The organism is Streptomyces sp. NPDC088254 (assembly GCF_044740925.1).
Classification (GTDB): domain Bacteria; phylum Actinomycetota; class Actinomycetes; order Streptomycetales; family Streptomycetaceae; genus Streptomyces.
Map to the genome: position 1 here is coordinate 12,485 of NZ_JBIURQ010000003.1, position 15,451 is coordinate 27,935.

At 71.6% G+C, this 15,451-nt stretch carries 9 protein-coding genes and 1 pseudogene; 4 read left to right on the plus strand and 6 right to left on the minus strand.

The window, feature by feature from the left end:
• Window positions 1-119: 119 nt before the first annotated feature.
• A pseudogene (locus ACIOC0_RS10595) lies at window positions 120-536 on the plus strand (zinc ribbon domain-containing protein); the annotation flags it as partial.
• Between the two features lie 77 nt (window positions 537-613).
• Here the strand turns inward: ACIOC0_RS10595 and ACIOC0_RS10600 are convergent.
• Complete coding sequence (locus tag ACIOC0_RS10600) at window positions 614-1,084, minus strand: hypothetical protein (RefSeq protein ID WP_402154427.1); 471 nt, start codon at window positions 1,082-1,084, stop codon at window positions 614-616.
• Between the two features lie 104 nt (window positions 1,085-1,188).
• Between ACIOC0_RS10600 and ACIOC0_RS10605 the strand changes: the two genes are divergently transcribed.
• From ACIOC0_RS10605 to ACIOC0_RS10615, 3 genes are all read left to right on the plus strand, one after another.
• The gene (locus ACIOC0_RS10605) at window positions 1,189-1,698 is read left to right on the plus strand and encodes a tetratricopeptide repeat protein (RefSeq protein WP_402154429.1); all 510 of its coding nucleotides are present in this window, start codon (window positions 1,189-1,191) and stop codon (window positions 1,696-1,698) included.
• An 82-nt stretch (window positions 1,699-1,780) separates the two neighbouring features.
• Complete coding sequence (locus ACIOC0_RS10610) at window positions 1,781-3,706, plus strand: hypothetical protein (RefSeq protein WP_402154430.1); 1,926 nt, start codon at window positions 1,781-1,783, stop codon at window positions 3,704-3,706.
• A gap of 58 nt (window positions 3,707-3,764) precedes the next feature.
• Window positions 3,765-4,481 carry a TetR/AcrR family transcriptional regulator gene (locus tag ACIOC0_RS10615; protein ID WP_402154432.1) on the plus strand — a complete coding sequence of 239 codons (717 nt, stop codon included), beginning with the start codon at window positions 3,765-3,767 and terminating at the stop codon, window positions 4,479-4,481.
• Between the two features lie 4 nt (window positions 4,482-4,485).
• On the opposite strand, the gene ACIOC0_RS10620 is transcribed toward ACIOC0_RS10615, so the two are convergent.
• The 5 genes from ACIOC0_RS10620 to ACIOC0_RS10640 form a co-directional block, all read right to left on the minus strand.
• A complete protein-coding gene (locus tag ACIOC0_RS10620; RefSeq protein WP_402154434.1) occupies window positions 4,486-4,842 on the minus strand; it encodes a 5-carboxymethyl-2-hydroxymuconate Delta-isomerase in 357 nt (118 codons plus the stop codon).
• A gap of 42 nt (window positions 4,843-4,884) precedes the next feature.
• On the minus strand, window positions 4,885-6,507 hold the full coding sequence (locus tag ACIOC0_RS10625) for a SpoIIE family protein phosphatase (RefSeq protein ID WP_402154436.1): 1,623 nt from the start codon (window positions 6,505-6,507) through the stop codon (window positions 4,885-4,887).
• A gap of 72 nt (window positions 6,508-6,579) precedes the next feature.
• A complete protein-coding gene (pulA, locus tag ACIOC0_RS10630) occupies window positions 6,580-12,006 on the minus strand; it encodes a pullulanase-type alpha-1,6-glucosidase (protein WP_402154438.1) in 5,427 nt (1,808 codons plus the stop codon).
• A 116-nt stretch (window positions 12,007-12,122) separates the two neighbouring features.
• Window positions 12,123-13,502 carry an alpha-amylase family protein gene (locus tag ACIOC0_RS10635; protein ID WP_402154440.1) on the minus strand — a complete coding sequence of 460 codons (1,380 nt, stop codon included), beginning with the start codon at window positions 13,500-13,502 and terminating at the stop codon, window positions 12,123-12,125.
• A gap of 154 nt (window positions 13,503-13,656) precedes the next feature.
• Complete coding sequence (locus ACIOC0_RS10640) at window positions 13,657-15,375, minus strand: glycoside hydrolase family 13 protein (protein ID WP_402154442.1); 1,719 nt, start codon at window positions 15,373-15,375, stop codon at window positions 13,657-13,659.
• Window positions 15,376-15,451 lie beyond the last annotated feature (76 nt).

Genomic DNA, 15,451 nt, shown 5'->3' on the forward strand with positions numbered 1-15,451 from the left:
TCGTGAAACGCCGAAGGCCGGCGGTGAGATTCCCTCACCGCCGGCCTTCGCGCTGTGTCCGTCTGCCGTGCGCTCCGTGCGCCTCTCGAGCGGCGACTTCGGCAGCCGGTTCAGCGGTGCGGCACGCCGCGAACACCAACCACATCATTTCCAAGGCGCTCGTGACCGAGGCTGAACGCACCGGGCGCGGGTTGTCCCTCGAAGAACTCAAGGGCATCCGCAACCCGGTACGGCTCCGCAAGCCCCAACGGGTCGCACTCCATTCCTGGGCGTTCGCCCAGCTTGGAGACTTCATCGCCTACAAGGCCGAACGGGCCGGTGTGCCCCTGGTCTTCGTTGATCCCGCGTACACGTCGCGGACGTGCGCCGAGTGCGACCACGTCGACAAACGCAACCGTGTCGACCAGGGGCTTTTCATCTGCCGGGGGCGCGGGGTCGTTGCCCACGCCGACCGGAACTCTTCCCACAACATCGCCGCCCGTGGCGAGAGAGTGTGGAAAGCGGGGCGTGAGTCACGCGTCCCTGCCGCCCCATAACGGGGGTGTGTGGACGGAGGAGTCCACCCCAGCAGCCAGCTGGGCGCTACCTCCGAGCCAGGCCCTTCAGGGCCGGGTCAAGTTGACTGACCGGGGTGCGTCGCCCCGGCGGACGGTTCGGCCGAGCCCTCGTGGCCTTCGTGCGACCCCGTGTGTGCCGAGTGGTCCGTGCCCTCCTCGATGTCGCCGCCGAGCTTCTCGCGCAGCGCCGTCACGGTGTTGGTCTCGCCCACGGCGACCCACTTGCGGCCGACCAGGTAGTGACCGCCGTAGTCCTTCGCCCCGTTGATCCACTCGCGCTGTCCGCGGTCGGTGGCGAAGGTGACGAGGATGAACTTGCCCTCGGGGTTCTTGCAGATGGCCTGGCGCAGTTCGTCCGCGTCGGTCTGCATGTTCGGCTTGCACTTCACCTGGGCGGCCAGTTGCTCCAGGCTGCCCGTGGCGGCCTCGGGGACGGCCTGAGCGTCACCGCCGGAGCCGCCGCAGCCGGTCAGCACGAGCGCCGCCGCGGCGGCGGTCGCCGCGAGCATCGGTCGGGTCACCTTCATCTGTCCGTCCTCCCTGGAAGAGCCTCGTCCTGGATACGGCTCCCGCGCACGGTCCGCTCAAAATACCGGTGTCCCGGCGGCCCCACCCGTGCCAAGGTGGGCCGGTGAACCACGACGACCGAGCATGGGACGACCGGGTGGCCGCCGCCTGGGCCTCCTTCGACACCTACGGCGAGCAGGGCGCGGCCGACTTCCGGGCCGTGATCGACGAGCTGGCCGCGGAACTGCCGGCGGACAGCCCGCCGGGCCTGTTCGAGCGGGCCTGCGCCTGGGACTCGACCGGGCACTCCGAGCGCGCGGTCCCGCTGTACCGGGAGGCGCTCGCGGGCGGCCTCGACGGCTACCGGGGGCGGCGCGCGAAGATCCAGCTGTCCAGCTCGCTGCGGAACGTGGGGCGACCGGAGGAAGGCGTCAAGCTCCTCACCCCGGAACTGGACGCCCTTTCCGACGAGTTGGACGACGCCGTCCGCGCGACGCTCGCGCTGTGCCTGTCGAGCCTCGGCCGCGACCGCGAGGGCCTCGCCCTGGTATTGGAGGCCCTGGCCGCCCATCTCCCCCGCTACCAGCGGTCGATGGCGAACTACGCCCGAGCCCTGACCGAACCGGACGACTGAGCCCGCCCGCCGTCCCCCGAACGGGATCGCCCCAGCCGCTCGCCCCGTGTGACCATCCGTCGGCTCACTCGTTGCCCTGGGCGTGCAGCCACAGGATGTCGTCCCGCGCCCCGAGTCCGGATCCGTCGCCGATCGGGTCGTCGACGTCGAGCAGGCCGAGGCCGCGCTCGTCGAGCACTATCCGCGTCTGGTCCGGATCGCCTACCTGGTGCTCTCCCCGGATCTCGGCCGCGGCCGACGCGTCCTGACCGCGCACGCCCTCGCCCAGCGCGCCCTGCCCCGCCCCGGCGCCCCGGCCCCCGTGATCCCCGCCCAGTCCACCGCCCGCGACGGCGACGCCGGCTACGGCTACGTACGGCTGCGCGTCGTGCGCTCGGCGCTGGAGGCCACTCTGCCGCTGAAGCAGCGGGCCCGCAGGTCCCGGCACGCGCTGGTGCCGCCGGTGCTGCCGATGGTGTGGGGGCTGCGTCTCTTCCCCCGTTCCGGCGGCGCCGAGGAACTCGCCCTGGACCAGTCGCTGGCCTCGCTGTCGGCCCCGGCCCGGGCCGCCTACGTGCTGCGGGGTCTGGAGCGACTCGACGACGCGGAGGTGCGCAGGGCGCTGACCGAGGCCGGGGTGGACGACGTGGACGCCGCGCTGGAAGCGGCCGGCGCCGTCCCCGCCCGGTACTCCCTGCTGGAGTCCCCCGAGTTCGACCCCTGCTCGCTCCAGGCCCGCCCCACCGACCTGATGCGCCGTCGCCGGCACACCCGGGCCGCACTCGCCGCCGCGGCCGCGCTCGCCGTGTGCGGCTCGCTGTTCGCGCTGCCCGACCGCGGCTGGGGCCCCGACGGCGCCGCCGCCCCGCCGTACACACGCAACCCCGCGGCGGAGGCCGCCCTCGACCCGGGCCGGCTGGTCCGGGTCTCCCCCGCCGCCTGGAAGACCGCCACCCGCGCCGACTTCTCCGTGTGGCCCGCGCGCGGCGAGCTCACCGGGGACGACGCGCTGCTGCGCCGGGCGCTCGCCGTGTGGGCGCGCCCCGGTGACGCGGTCCGGGTCTCGGCGACGCCCGGCACCCCGGCCGGCGGCCCCTCCGGACCGCCCCAGCTGCTCTACGCGGGTGACGTCGGCGTCGCGCGCGTGGTGATCCTCTACGACGGTCTGCGCATCGCCCGCTACGCCGAGCCGGAGGAGGGCACGGCCGGCGCCGCCCTCGACCTCGCGCGGGCGAACGGCGCGCTCGGCCCGGAGGCCGGGGCGGTGGTGCTGGACCGGGCCGACGGCAACGTCCGCTATCTGACGGCCCCCTGGGTGCGCAGGGCGGCCGAGCGGGACCTGTCGAAGCCGGGCGCGGGGCTGATGAACCTGACGCTGACCCGCGGTGTCACCTCGCCGCTGGCGAGCCCCGCGACCCGCGCCGGGGCCTGCACCACCTGGAACGTGCTGCAACTGTCGGACGCGTCCGGCTCGTACCTGCTGAGCGACCTCGGCGAGATCCTGCCCGCCCGGATCACCGCCGGCCGGCCGGCCGCGCCGAAGGACGCGACGGGCGCGGAGGCGCTGCGCGACTGGGCGCCGTTCGCCTGCTCGCTGGGCGAGGTGCGCGCGCAGGGCGTGCGGTCGGTCAACGCCTGGGCGTACGCGCGGCAGCCGCTGCCCGACGGGAGCGGCTCCGGCGGCTGGGTGTGCACGCGTGCGGAGACCTGGCGGGGCGACGGGACGCGGGCGCTGGCCCAGTTCCGCACGCCGGGCGGTCTGTTCGGGGCGGTCGTGGCGGCGGCCGGGGACGTGCCGGCGTGCGGTCCGCGCGACCCGCACGTCCTGGCGGGTGTGCTGTGGAAGTCCGAGGCCGGTTCCTGGTACCTCCTCGCGGCCGGTGACCGCGCGGCCGAGTCGGTGCGGGCGACCGGCGGGGTGCGCGGGGAGTCCGCCGGCAACCTGCTGGCCGTGCGGACGAAGCGGGGCGCGCGGGCGGATCTGGAGGGGACGTTGAAGGGCGGGCGGGCGGTCAGCGGACTGCGGTGACGAACGCCGTGAATGGTCCGGTCCGTTCGCGTCCGGATTCGATCGGTAAGGTGGTCTTATGACTACCGGGGTCCGCCGCAGGATGGGTGTGGAGGAGCGTCGGCAGCAGTTGATCGGCGTCGCCCTCGAACTGTTCGCCCGTCGTTCGCCCGACGAGGTCTCCATCGACGAGATAGCCGCGACCGCCGGTATCTCCCGCCCTCTCGTCTACCACTACTTCCCCGGCAAACTCAGCCTGTACGAGGCCGCGTTGCAGCGGGCCGCGCAGGATCTGAAAAGCCGGTTCGCCGAGCCGCACGAAGGACCGCTGGGGGCGCGGCTGCTGCGGGTGATGGGCCGGTTCTTCGACTTCGTCGACGCGCACGGTCCCGGTTTCTCCGCCCTCATGCGCGGCGGCCCGGCGGTCTCCGCCGGAGCGGCGGACACGATCAGTCATGTCTCGGCCACGAACGCGCTCATCGACTCCGTGCGTCAGGCCGCCTACGAGCAGATCCTGTCGCATCTGGGCGTCTGTGATCCGCCTGCGCGTCTGGAGCTGGTCGTCCGCTCCTGGATCTCCCTGGCCGAGTCGACCGCGCTGCTGTGGCTGGACGGGCGGCGCATCCCGCGCGAGGAGCTGGAGGTGCAGCTCGTGCAGGACTTCGCCGCCCTCGCCGCGGTGAGCGCCGCCCACGATCCGCGGCTGCGTGAGCTGCTGCGGCCCGTCCTGGGCGACGAGCCGGCCGACGGCCCCTTCGGCACACTGGCGGCCGGGCTCATCGCTCTGGCGTCCTGACCGGTCAGGCGTCGTACTTGCGGTACGAGGGGTCGAGGTCGCGGACCTCGGCGGAGGCGTGCACGGCCAGTGACCCGGCGGGCTTGACGTACCGGCGCAGCAGGTCCAGGACGGCGTCGGTCAGCCGGGACCTGGTTTCCTCGCTGCGGCCCGCGAGCAGCCCGATATGGACGTGGACGACGGCGTGCCCCTCGGTGTCGGGGCCGACGACGGCGTCCTCGGTGCGGCGGAACTGCGTCTTGCAGGCGGGCGGCTTGGCGGCCGCGATGTCGACGACGGCGGTGTGCAGCGCCCGGGCGAATCCGGGCCGGTCGAAGTCGTCGGCGAGCCGGTCGGAGTAGTCGACGGTGATCTGCGGCATGGGCACTCCTGTCCTGGGGTCGCGATCACCCTAGTGCCCTGCTCAGCCGGTGCGGCTCAGCGCCAGCATCGCGATGTCGTCGTCCCGGTCGTGGCCGAAGCAGCCGAGCAGGGTGTCGCACAGGGCGTCCAGGCCGGGCAGCGCGCCGGCCGCCGCGGCCCGCAGGTGCTCCATGGAGACGGCGAGGTCGACGCCCCGGGTCTCGATCAGACCGTCGGTGACCATGAGGAGCCGGTCGCCGGGCGCCAAGCGCAGTTCGGTGGGCGGCGGGTGGGGCACGCCGAGACCCAGCAGGGGGCCGGCGGCCTTGACGTAGTCGGCGCCGCGGTCGTCGCGGACGACGAGCGGCGGGATGTGACCGGCGTTGGCGACGCGGGTCTCTCCGGTGCCGGGGTCGATCAGCGCCAGGCACACCGTCGCGGTGACCTCGGGGTGGTGGTGCTGGAGCATCCGGTCCAGGCGCTCGGCGAGCACGGCCGGGTCGCTCTCGTCGACGCAGTAGGCGCGCAGCGCGTGCCGGATCTCGACCATGACGGTGGCCGCCTCGAGCGAGTGCCCGACGACGTCGCCGACGGCGGTGAGCACGCCGTCGGCGGTGCGCTGGGCGGCGTAGAAGTCGCCGCCGATCTCCGTGTCCCGGGAGGCGGGCACATAGCGGACGGCGATGTCGACGCCGGGCAGTTCGGGCAGCCGGTGCGGCTGGGGCAGGAAGCTGTGCTGGAGGGTGAGGGCGACGTGCCGCTCGACCTGGTACATGAGCAGCGGCTGGGCGGCGAGCGCGGCGGCCTGCGCGAGCCGGGCGGCGACCGCCTCCCGCTCGGGGTCGACCCTGCGCACCTCACGGGTGGGTGTGGCGAGGCACACCGACGCCCTGCCGTCCTGGGTGGGCACCAGCACCAGACGGGCGTCGTGCTGGAGGCCGGGCCGGAAGAAGCCGGCCGGCCACAGCGGGGCGGGCACGGTGGTGATCTGCACTCCGGCCTGTCCGCGGGTGAGCCGGCGCAGCAGCGCGGCCACGGTGCGGTGGGCGTCCGCGTCGGGCGGTGCCAGGGAGGTGCGGTCGCGGGAGGCGCCGTGGTAGAGCTCGTCGTCCGGGGCGAGGACGAAGACGGCGGCGGGTCCGCCGGTGAGCCGCCCGGCGCTCTCGGCGGCGGCGTCGGCGAGTTCCTGGAGGGAGCGCGCCGACTGCACGGTGACGATGGTCTCCGACAGCAGGGACAGTCTGCGGGCCAGCGCCTGGTCGCCGGCCCGCAGCCGGGCGGCGCGCACGGCGGCCCGGACGACGGCGGCGATCTCCTCGGGTTCGGCGGGCATCGTCAGATAGGCCTCGCCGCCCGCGTCCAGTCCCTGGCAGCGGTCGCCGGAGGCGAGCGCGGCGGCCGAGAAGTGCACGACGGGTAATCCGGCCATGTGCGGGCGGGCCTTGAGCCGGCGGCACAGGTCGAAGCCGCTCATGTCGGGAAGGCCCACGTCGACCAGCGCCACGTCGGGCAGGGCGCCCCGGCGCAGCCGCACGTCGAGTTCGACGAGCGCCTCCCGGCCGCTGGCCACGGGGACGACCTGGTGGCCGGCGCGGCGCAGCAGCGCGCCCATGGCGAACCGGCTGGCCGGCACATCGTCCACGACCAGGACGGTCGCGTCGGTCCGCTTGCCGTCGACGTCCAAATGTCAGCCCTCGGGCACCCCTTGGTGGAGCGGACCGCGTCCATGGCCCGCTCCACCAAGGTAAGCCCTTGTTCAGCGTGTGCGGGAGAAGACCGCCACGGTCCTGCCCGGAACGGCGAACGTGCCCGATTCCGCTTCGTATGTCGAGGACTTGACTGTAGGGTCCGCGCCCGCCGCCTGCACCGGGTGCAGGCGGTAGCCGGTCCCGGCGAGCGAGGTGATCCGCTGCTGCTGTTTCGTGGGCGTCGAGTTGAAGACGACGACGAGGTCGTCCAGCGCCATGGTGATCACGCCGGGGGTCTCCTCGCGGCCGGACAGCGGGAAGGACAGCGCCGACTGCACCCGGGCGGCCGTGCCGAGGGAGAACGCCTTCTCCGTCGTACGGATGCGCAGCAGGTCGCGGTAGGCGGCGGAGGCGGCCTCGATCTGCGGGCAGCCGACCCGGACGGTGGTCAACAGGGGTTTGGCGTAAGGCCACTTGGTCCGGTTGTCGGCGGCGGGCGGCAGTCCGCGGCCGAAGCCGTTGCCGTCGGCGCAGTTCCAGTGGATGGCGTTGAACCAGTCGCCGCTGTCATAGGAGTTGCGGTCCAGGGACTTGGAGCGCAGCAGGTCGGTGCCGGCCTGGGATAGGGCGGGTCCTTGGGAGAGGGTGGCCGTGGCAAGGGCGAGGACCTGCATCCTGGCCCGGTCGTCGGCGCTCGTCGTCGCGGGCAGTTTGAAGGCGAGGGCGTCGAAGAGGGACTCGTTGTCGTGGGCGTCGGCGTAGGCGAGGGCGTCGCCGGGGGCGTGCGCGTAGCCGGCGGGGCCGCCGTTGTAGTCGACCTCGGCGCCGGCGACCTCGCGGCCGGCGCTGTCGGTGAAGCGGTATGCGGCGAGGTTGCCGCTGAGGCCGACCTTGATCAGGTCCTGGTAGTGCAGAAGCCGGGCCTTCTGTTCGGCCGGAGTGCCGTTCGCAGCCGAGGAGTTGGGGTCGGTCCAGAGCCCGGAGGCGAAGCCCTGGACGCCGGGGTCCTCGTCGAAGGGGCCGCCGCCGCGGACGGCGTCGCGGGCGCGGTCGGAGAAGGTGGCGACGCCGGTGCCCGCCATGTTCTTCTGTGTGGCCTGGACGAAGCGGGCGTCGTCGGCGACCTCGCCGAAGTTCCAGCCCTCGCCGTAGAGGATGATCTTCTTGCCGTCGACGCCGTCCTCCCTGGGGGTGAGCGCGTCGAGGGCCTTGCGGACCGCGAGGATGTTGGCCTTCGGGTGGTGGCCCATGAGGTCGAAGCGGAAGCCGTCGATCTTGTACTGCCTGGCCCAGGTGACGACCGAGTCGACGACCAGCTTGCCCGTCATGGCGTTCTCGGTGGCGGTGTTGGCGCAGCAGGTGCTGTTCGCCACCGAGCCGTCGGCGAGGAGCCGCTGGTAGTAGCCGGGGACGACCTTGTCGAGGACGCTGGTGGCGGCCTGCCCGGAGGCCGCGGTGTGGTTGTAGACGACGTCCATGACGACCCGCAGGCCGTCCTCGTTGAGCGCCTTGACCATCCGGCGGAACTCCACCGTGCGGGCGGTGCCGTCGGGGTCGGTGGCGTAGGAACCCTCGGGGACCGTGTAGTGGTACGGGTCATAGCCCCAGTTGTAGGCGTCCCGTGCGGCGGTCTCGGCGACGCACGCCTGCTGCCGGTCGGAGTCGGGCGCGTGGGCGGTGAGGTCGCAGCCGACGGTGGCCTGGTCGGCCTTGCGTTCGGGGATGGTGGCGATGTCGAACGCGGGCAGCAGGTGGACGTGGGAGGTGCCCGCCTTCGCCAGCTCCCGCAGGCGCCTGGAGCCGTCGGTGTCCCGGTCGGTGAAGGCGAGATAACCGCCGGGGTGGCGCGCCGTGCGGTCCTCGACGGAGAAGTCCCGGATGTGCAGCTCCTGGATCTGGGCGTCCCTGAGCGGTACGGCTCTGGGTTTGGCGTACGTCGACCAGCCCTCGGGGGCGAGTGACCTGTCGGCCAGGTCGACGACGAGGCTGCGCTCGGAGTTCGCCGTGAGGGCGAGCGAGTAGGGGTCGGTGACCTTGTTGGTGACGATCTCGCGGACGCTGGGCGCCCAGACCCGGACGACGTAGCGGTAGGGCTTGTTCTTCCAGGACGCGGGGCCGGTGACGGACCAGACGCCGGTGGTGTCGTCGCGCTTCATCGGCACCGTGGAGCCTGCGAGCTCCAGCTTCACCGACTGAGCCGTGGGCGCCCAGACGGCCAGCGTCGGACGGCCGTGGCGGAACGTCGGCCCGAGCTCGGCCTTCGTCGCCCCGGGGTACAGGTCGTCGAGTACGCCGGCGATCTGCACGCCGGTCGCCGCGAGCACCGCCCCTCCCCCGGAGCCGAAAGCCTGGGAGGTGCCCCCGACAGCCCGCTGGGAGGCGACGACCTGACCGCGCAGCGCCTCGCGCACCCGGTCGCGGTCGCGCGGGTCGACGGACCAGACGGGGTAGTCCTTCAGGTGCGGGAACTTCGCTTTCTGGGCGTCGGTGAGGGTGGTCCTGGACAGCCGCAGCCGGCGCTCGTCGTCGCTGGTCAGCGTCCCGTCCTTCACCTCGATCGAGCCGTCGCGCGAGTACAGCAGCTGGGTGGAGGCGGCCGCGTCGGAGCCGTTCCAGGCGACGGTGTGCCGGTCGATCCAGACCGCCTTGGAGGTGGTCAGGTCGAGGGCGGCCGCGCTGCCCGCGGGCTGCGGCAGCAGGTGCTTCTCCTGGCCGTTCAACAGCCACACCTCGTGGCCGCTCGCCGTGAGGTCCAGCGACTGGTCGGCGGGCAGGTCCTTCTCGTCGCCCTTGTGGATGATGTAGCTGAGACTGGTGGCACCCTCGGTGAGCGGCACCTCGAAGACAGCGCCATAGGCGTCAGTCTTCACCGGCTTCAGGGGGTTCGACCAGTCGGTGGGGTGTGCGGCGCCCGTCCAGACGTGCAGTCCCCAGCCGTCGTGGTTCCCGTCGGCGCGGTGGTAGTGCAGGACGGCCTTCGTCCTGTCCTGGGCGGGATACTCGGGACGCTCGGTCCGTACGGTCTCCTCGCCCTGCTCGATCCACACCTCACCCGTCTTGGTGACGTCGATCGTGCGGTCGGCGGAGACGTCCTTGTTCCCCTGCTTGTCGATGACGAGGAAGCCGACGTCCGACGCGCCCGGCTTCAGCCTGACGTAGGCGAAGGCGCCGTAGGCGTCCCGGCCGGCGAAGGGATGGCTGTCGGGCCAGTTCGTGGACTCGCCGTCGGCCAGGTCGCCCCACGCGTACAGGCCCCAGTCGGCGTAGTCGCCGTCCGTGCGCTTGTAGTGGACGATCGCGTGGTCGCGGGAGGAGGCGGTGGGGGGCTCGGGGGCCGGCGGGGTGCCGGTGGTGCTGCCGGCGGTCGCGCTCGACGTCCGCCCGGCCGAATCGATCACGACCGCCTTGTAGCGCAGAGCGGTCCCCGCCGGTACGTCCTTGCCGATGACCTGCCTGACCTTGTACGGGGCGTGGTCGGCGGAGCCGAGGGTGCGCCATGCGCCGTCGCCGGTCTGGGCGGCGAAGACGACCCGGTTGAGCTGCCCGCCCTCGACGTCGGCGCCCAGTTCGACGGTGCCGGTGGCGCCGGTGGCAGGGGCGTCGAGGGTGATGACCGGCTTGGTCGCTGGCCTGGCGAGCCTGCCCGCCGCCTTGAGGACGATCGCCGAGCCGGCCGGGACGCGGACGGTGAGCTTCTTGTCGGCGCCGGACGTCAGCGTGTCCTTGCTGCCGTATACGCCTCGGAACGCCATGTCCGCCGAACCGGTCGCGAAGGTCGCCGACTTCGCGTCGGCGGCGTTGTTGAAGGCGACGACGTACTCGGTGCCGGTCTTCGCGTCGGTGCGGGAGAAGGCGTAGACGCCCGGGCCGTCCGCCGCGTAGCGCTCGCTCTGGACGCCGTCCGTGAGGGCCGGGTTGGCCTTGCGGAGCTCGGCCAGGGCGGCGATCCGCCGGTACAGCGGTGCCCGGGTGTCGTAGGCGGCACTCGCGTGGGTGCGGTCGGTGCCGAGCTGGTCGTCGTCGAGGTAGTCGGCGGTGCGCGAGGCGAACATCGTCTGGCGGGCGTCCTTGTCACCGCCGGCGCCGGTGAAGCCCTGCTCGTCGCCGTAGTAGACGACCGGGTTGCCGCGGCTGAGGAACATCAGCTCGTTGGCGAGCCGGTCCTTCCCGAGCAGTTCGGCGTCGGTGGCCTTCGGGTTGTCCTGCTTCAGGAAGTGGCCGATGCGGCCCATGTCGTGGTTGCCGAGGAAGGTGACCTGCTCGTAGGCGTTGGCCTTGTCGGTCGTGTACTTGTAGTCGTCGCCGAAGACGGAGGCGAGCCCTCGCGCGCTGCCGCCCTGGGAGGCGTACTGCCGTGCCGCCTCCTGGAAGGGGAAGTCGAGCGTGGCGTCGAGGCGGCCCTGGGTGACGTACGGGGACGTGATGTCCGTGTCGGCGGAGTAGACCTCGCCGAACATGAAGAAGTCGTCGCGTCCGTGCCGGGCCGCGTAGGCGTCCAGGGCGGTCGCCCACCGGGTCCAGAACTCCATGTTCACGTGCTTCACGGTGTCGATCCGGAAGCCGTCGATGTCGAAGTCCCGCACCCACCGCTGGTAGATCTTCTCCATCCCGCTGACGACCTCGGGGCGTTCGGTCCACAGGTCGTCGAGTCCGGAGAAGTCGCCGTGGGTGGAGCTCTCACCGGCGAAGGTGGAGTCGCCGCGGTTGTGGTACATCGTCGGGTCGTTGAGCCAGGACGGCACCTTGTTCTTCCTGGTGACGACCGGGGTGCGCGGGAAGGAGTCCCGGTCGACGGCGGGGAAGGCGCGCCGCCCGTCGGCGTAGTCGGCGTCGTCGAAGGGCACGCCGTCCTTCGCCAGGTACGGGAAGGCGCCCTTGGAGAGGTAGTCGTAGGACTTCTCCTCGTAGTCGACGACGTCCGCCGTGTGGTTGGTGATGACGTCGAAGAAGACCTTCATGCCTTTGGCGTGCGCCTTGGAGATGAGGGTCTGAAGGTCCTTGTTGGTGCCGAAGTGCGGGTCGACCTGGGTGAAGTCGGTGATCCAGTACCCGTGGTAGCCGGCCGAGGCGTTGCTGCCCGTTCCCTGCACCGGACGGTTCTTGAAGATCGGGGCCATCCAGATGGCGGTGGTGCCGAGGCCCTTGATGTAGTCGAGCTTCCCGGTCAGGCCCTTCAGGTCGCCGCCCTGGTAGAAGCCCTTGTCGGCGGGGTCGTAGCCGGTGGCGAGGCGTGAACCGGTCAGGCCGCCCTTGTCGTTGGCACTGTCACCGTTGGCGAACCGGTCCGGCAGGACGAAGTAGAACTGCTCGCGCGTGTCGTCGTGCCGGGCGGGCTGGGCGGCGAGCCGTGCGTCGGACGGCGGGGCGGGCGGGGTCTCGGCCCGGGCGGCGAGGGGCTGGACGAGCGCTGCGGCCAGCGCGGTCGCGGTGACCGCAGCGACCCGTCCGGCACGGGCGGTTGGGCGCCTGGACGGCACCGGCCATCTCGGTATCACTGACGTGGACTCCTTGCATGACGGCTCTTGTGGGTCCGACCCCGCGCGACCGTATCGCCGTCGAAACACTTACAGCAAGAGTCCTGAAACAATGGGAAAGAACTTTCAGGGGTCGCTCAACAGCCGCCCCTGCCCGCGTAGATGGCCAGGGCGGTGTCGGGGCCCAGGGTCGCCGTGAACCGGCCGCCGGAGTTCACGCTCACCGCGGTGTTGTTCTGGACGTTGCAGTACGTCCCCGCAGACAGCGACGTCTGGTAGGTACGGGTCAGTGAGCCCGACTCGTGGTTGATGGCCACGAAGCCCTTGGCGCCCCGCCCGAAGGCGATCGCGTCGCCGCCGTTGTCCCACCAGTCGGTGACCGGCTCGCCGCGGGTGGCGTTGCGGAAGGCGACCATGCGCAGGATCTCCGGCCATGCGTGCTGACACTTCCAGCCGTCCTGCCAGCAGGCGTTGACCGTGCCGCCGTTGGGCGGCCCCGCGTCCGCGTCCGACCACTCGTAGCCGGAGTTGACGTCGGGCGCGCCGTAGGGCCAGGCGAGCATGAAGACGTTGGCCAGGGTGTAGTGGGCGTTGTCCTTGTAGCTGAGCGTGGAGCCGTTGCGCTCGGTGTCGTGGTTGTCGACGAAGACGCCGGCCACCGAGCTGTTCAGGTAGCCCCAGCCCTCACCGTAGTTCTTCAGGTAGGCGAGGTTCTCGTTGTTGAAGACGCGCTTGAGGTCGTAGGCGTAGCGGAACTCCTGGACGTCCCCGTTGCCCGTGTACTCGGTGGGCTGCACGGCCTCTCCACTGCCGTGGATGACCTCCTGTTTCCAGTACGCGTTCGGGTTGGTCAGCCGGGACTTGACGGCGGCGAGGTCGGCGGAGTCGACGTGCTTGGCCGCGTCGATGCGGAAGCCGTCGACGCCGAGGGTGAGCAGGTCGTTCAGGTAACCGGCGATGGCCTTGCGGACGTGGTCCTCGCCCGTGTCGAGGTCGGCGAGGCCGACGAGTTCGCAGTGCTGGACGTTCCAGCGGTCCTGGTAGTTGGTCACCTGGGAGGTGCAGTCGTCGAAGTCGTAGGAGGAGTACAGGCCCGGATAGTCGTACTTGGTGTACGACGAGCCGCCGGTGCCGGTGCCGCCGCCCGCAGCCATGTGGTTGACGACGGTGTCGACGACGACCTTCACACCGGCCGCGTGGCAGGTGTTCACCATGGCCTTGAAGGCCGTGCGGTCACCGAGCCTGCCCGCGATCCGGTAGCTCACCGGCTGGTAGGACGTCCACCACTGGGAGCCCTGGATGTGCTCGGCGGGCGGCGAGACCTGGACGTAGCCGTAGCCCGCCGGGCCGAGGGTGTCGGTGCACTCCTTCGCGACCGAGGCGAACTTCCACTCGAAGAGGACGGCGGTGACGTCCTTGGCGCCGGGCGGGGAGGCCTGCGCGGTGGTGGCGGGAGCGACGAGGGCCGCGGCGGTGGCGGCGAGCGCGGTCGCGGTGACGGACCATCTCGATATCACGGGCGTGTACTCCTTGCGACGACGGCCAGGCGTCTTTGCCTGGCGCCGCGCGAACGTACCGCCGTGAAAGGTTTACAGCAATAGAATTGAAACCCTGAGTAAACATTTTCACGGGGGACCGCCGAAGCGATCCCCCGTGAGAGGTGACCGGCTGTCAGGCCGTCGTCCACCACACCGTGGTGTCCGCCGGGATCTTCGTCTCGCCGTCCGTCTCTGCGATCTCGTCGCTGGCGAGGAGGAGGCGGCCGTGGACGGGGGTCGTCACCGACTCGCCGCCGGTGTTGGCGACGCACACGAACTCCCCGCGCCGGAAGGCCAGAACACCCTCCGGAGCCTTCAGCCACTCCACCGAGTCGCCCGCGCCGAGGTCGGGCTGCTCACGGCGGACGGCGAGCGCGGTGCGGTAGAGCTCGAGGGTGGAGCCGGCGGCTCCCGTCTGCGCCTCGATGCTCAGCTCCCCCCAGCTCTCCGGCTGGGGCAGCCAACTGCCGCCGCTGCCGAAGCCGTACGACGAGCCCGTGCGCGTCCACGGGATCGGCACCCGGCAGCCGTCACGGAAGCCGTCCTGGCCGGCGCCGCGGAAGTACGCAGGGTCCTGGCGCACCTCGTCGGGCAGGTCGACGACGTCCGGGAGGCCCAGCTCCTCGCCCTGGTAGATGTACGCCGAGCCGGGCAGAGCCAGCATGAGCAGGGTGGCCGCCCGGGCGCGCCGGAGGCCCAGCTCACGGTCGCCGGCGAGGCGGATCTGGGTGCCGAGGCCGGGCGGGTTGGCGAAGCGGGTGGCGTGCCGGGTGACGTCGTGGTTGGACAGCACCCAGGTGGCGGGGGCGCCGACGGGCCGCATGGCCTCCAGGGTGAGGTCGACGACCTTGCGCAGCTCCTTCGCGTCCCAGTCGGTGCTCAGGTACTGGAAGTTGAAGGCCTGGTGCAGTTCGTCGGGGCGGACGTAGTTCGCGGTGCGCTCGACGGTCGGGGTCCACGCCTCGGCGACGAAAATGCGCCCGCCCGTCTCCCACCACCGCCCTTCTGACGAAGGCCCTTCGGGCCCCTTTTCATTTCCCGCGTACTCGTCGAGGACCTTGCGCCACTCCCGGTAGATCTCGTGGACGCCGTCCTGGTCGAAGAACGGCATGACATCGTTGCCCAGCAGCTTGAGCTGGTCGTGGGATCCAAGGTCGGGAAGGCCCTCCGCCTTCACCAGTCCGTGTGCCACGTCGATGCGGAAGCCGTCCACGCCCATGTCGAGCCAGAACCGCAGGATCGAGCGGAACTCGTCGCCGACCGCCGGGTGTTCCCAGTTGAAGTCGGGCTGCTCGGGCGCGAAGAGGTGCAGGTACCATTCGCCGTCCTCGACGCGTGTCCAGGCGGGCCCGCCGAAGATGGATTCCCAGTCGTTGGGCGGGAGTTCGCCGTTCTTCCCGGTGCCGGGGCGGAAGTGGTAGCGCTCCCGCAGGGGTGAGCCGGGGCCCTCGGCGACGGCCCGCCGGAACCACTCGTGCTGGTCGGAGGAGTGGTTGGGCACCAGGTCGACGATGATCCTCAGGCCCAGTTCGTGGGCGTCGCGGATCAGCGCGTCGGCGTCGAGGAGGTTGCCGAACATGGGGTCGACGGCCCGGTAGTCGGCCACGTCGTATCCGGCGTCGGCCTGCGGGGAGGCGTAGAAGGGGCTGAGCCACACGGCGTCCACGCCGAGGTCGCGCAGGTACGGGAGGCGGGATCGTACGCCTTCCAGGTCCCCCATGCCGTCGCCGTTGCTGTCGGCGAAGCTGCGCGGATAGACCTGGTAGATCACCGCGTCCCGCCACCAGTCGCGGCGCTTGGCGACGGTGGCGACGGCGGAGTTCGGTGCCGGGTCGGCGGAGTGCTGGCTCATGGTGTCCTTGGTAGGTAACGGAGTCGCGGTCACGGTCGGTGCTCGGGTTTTCGGCGGCGGGTGACGAGGCGGCCGC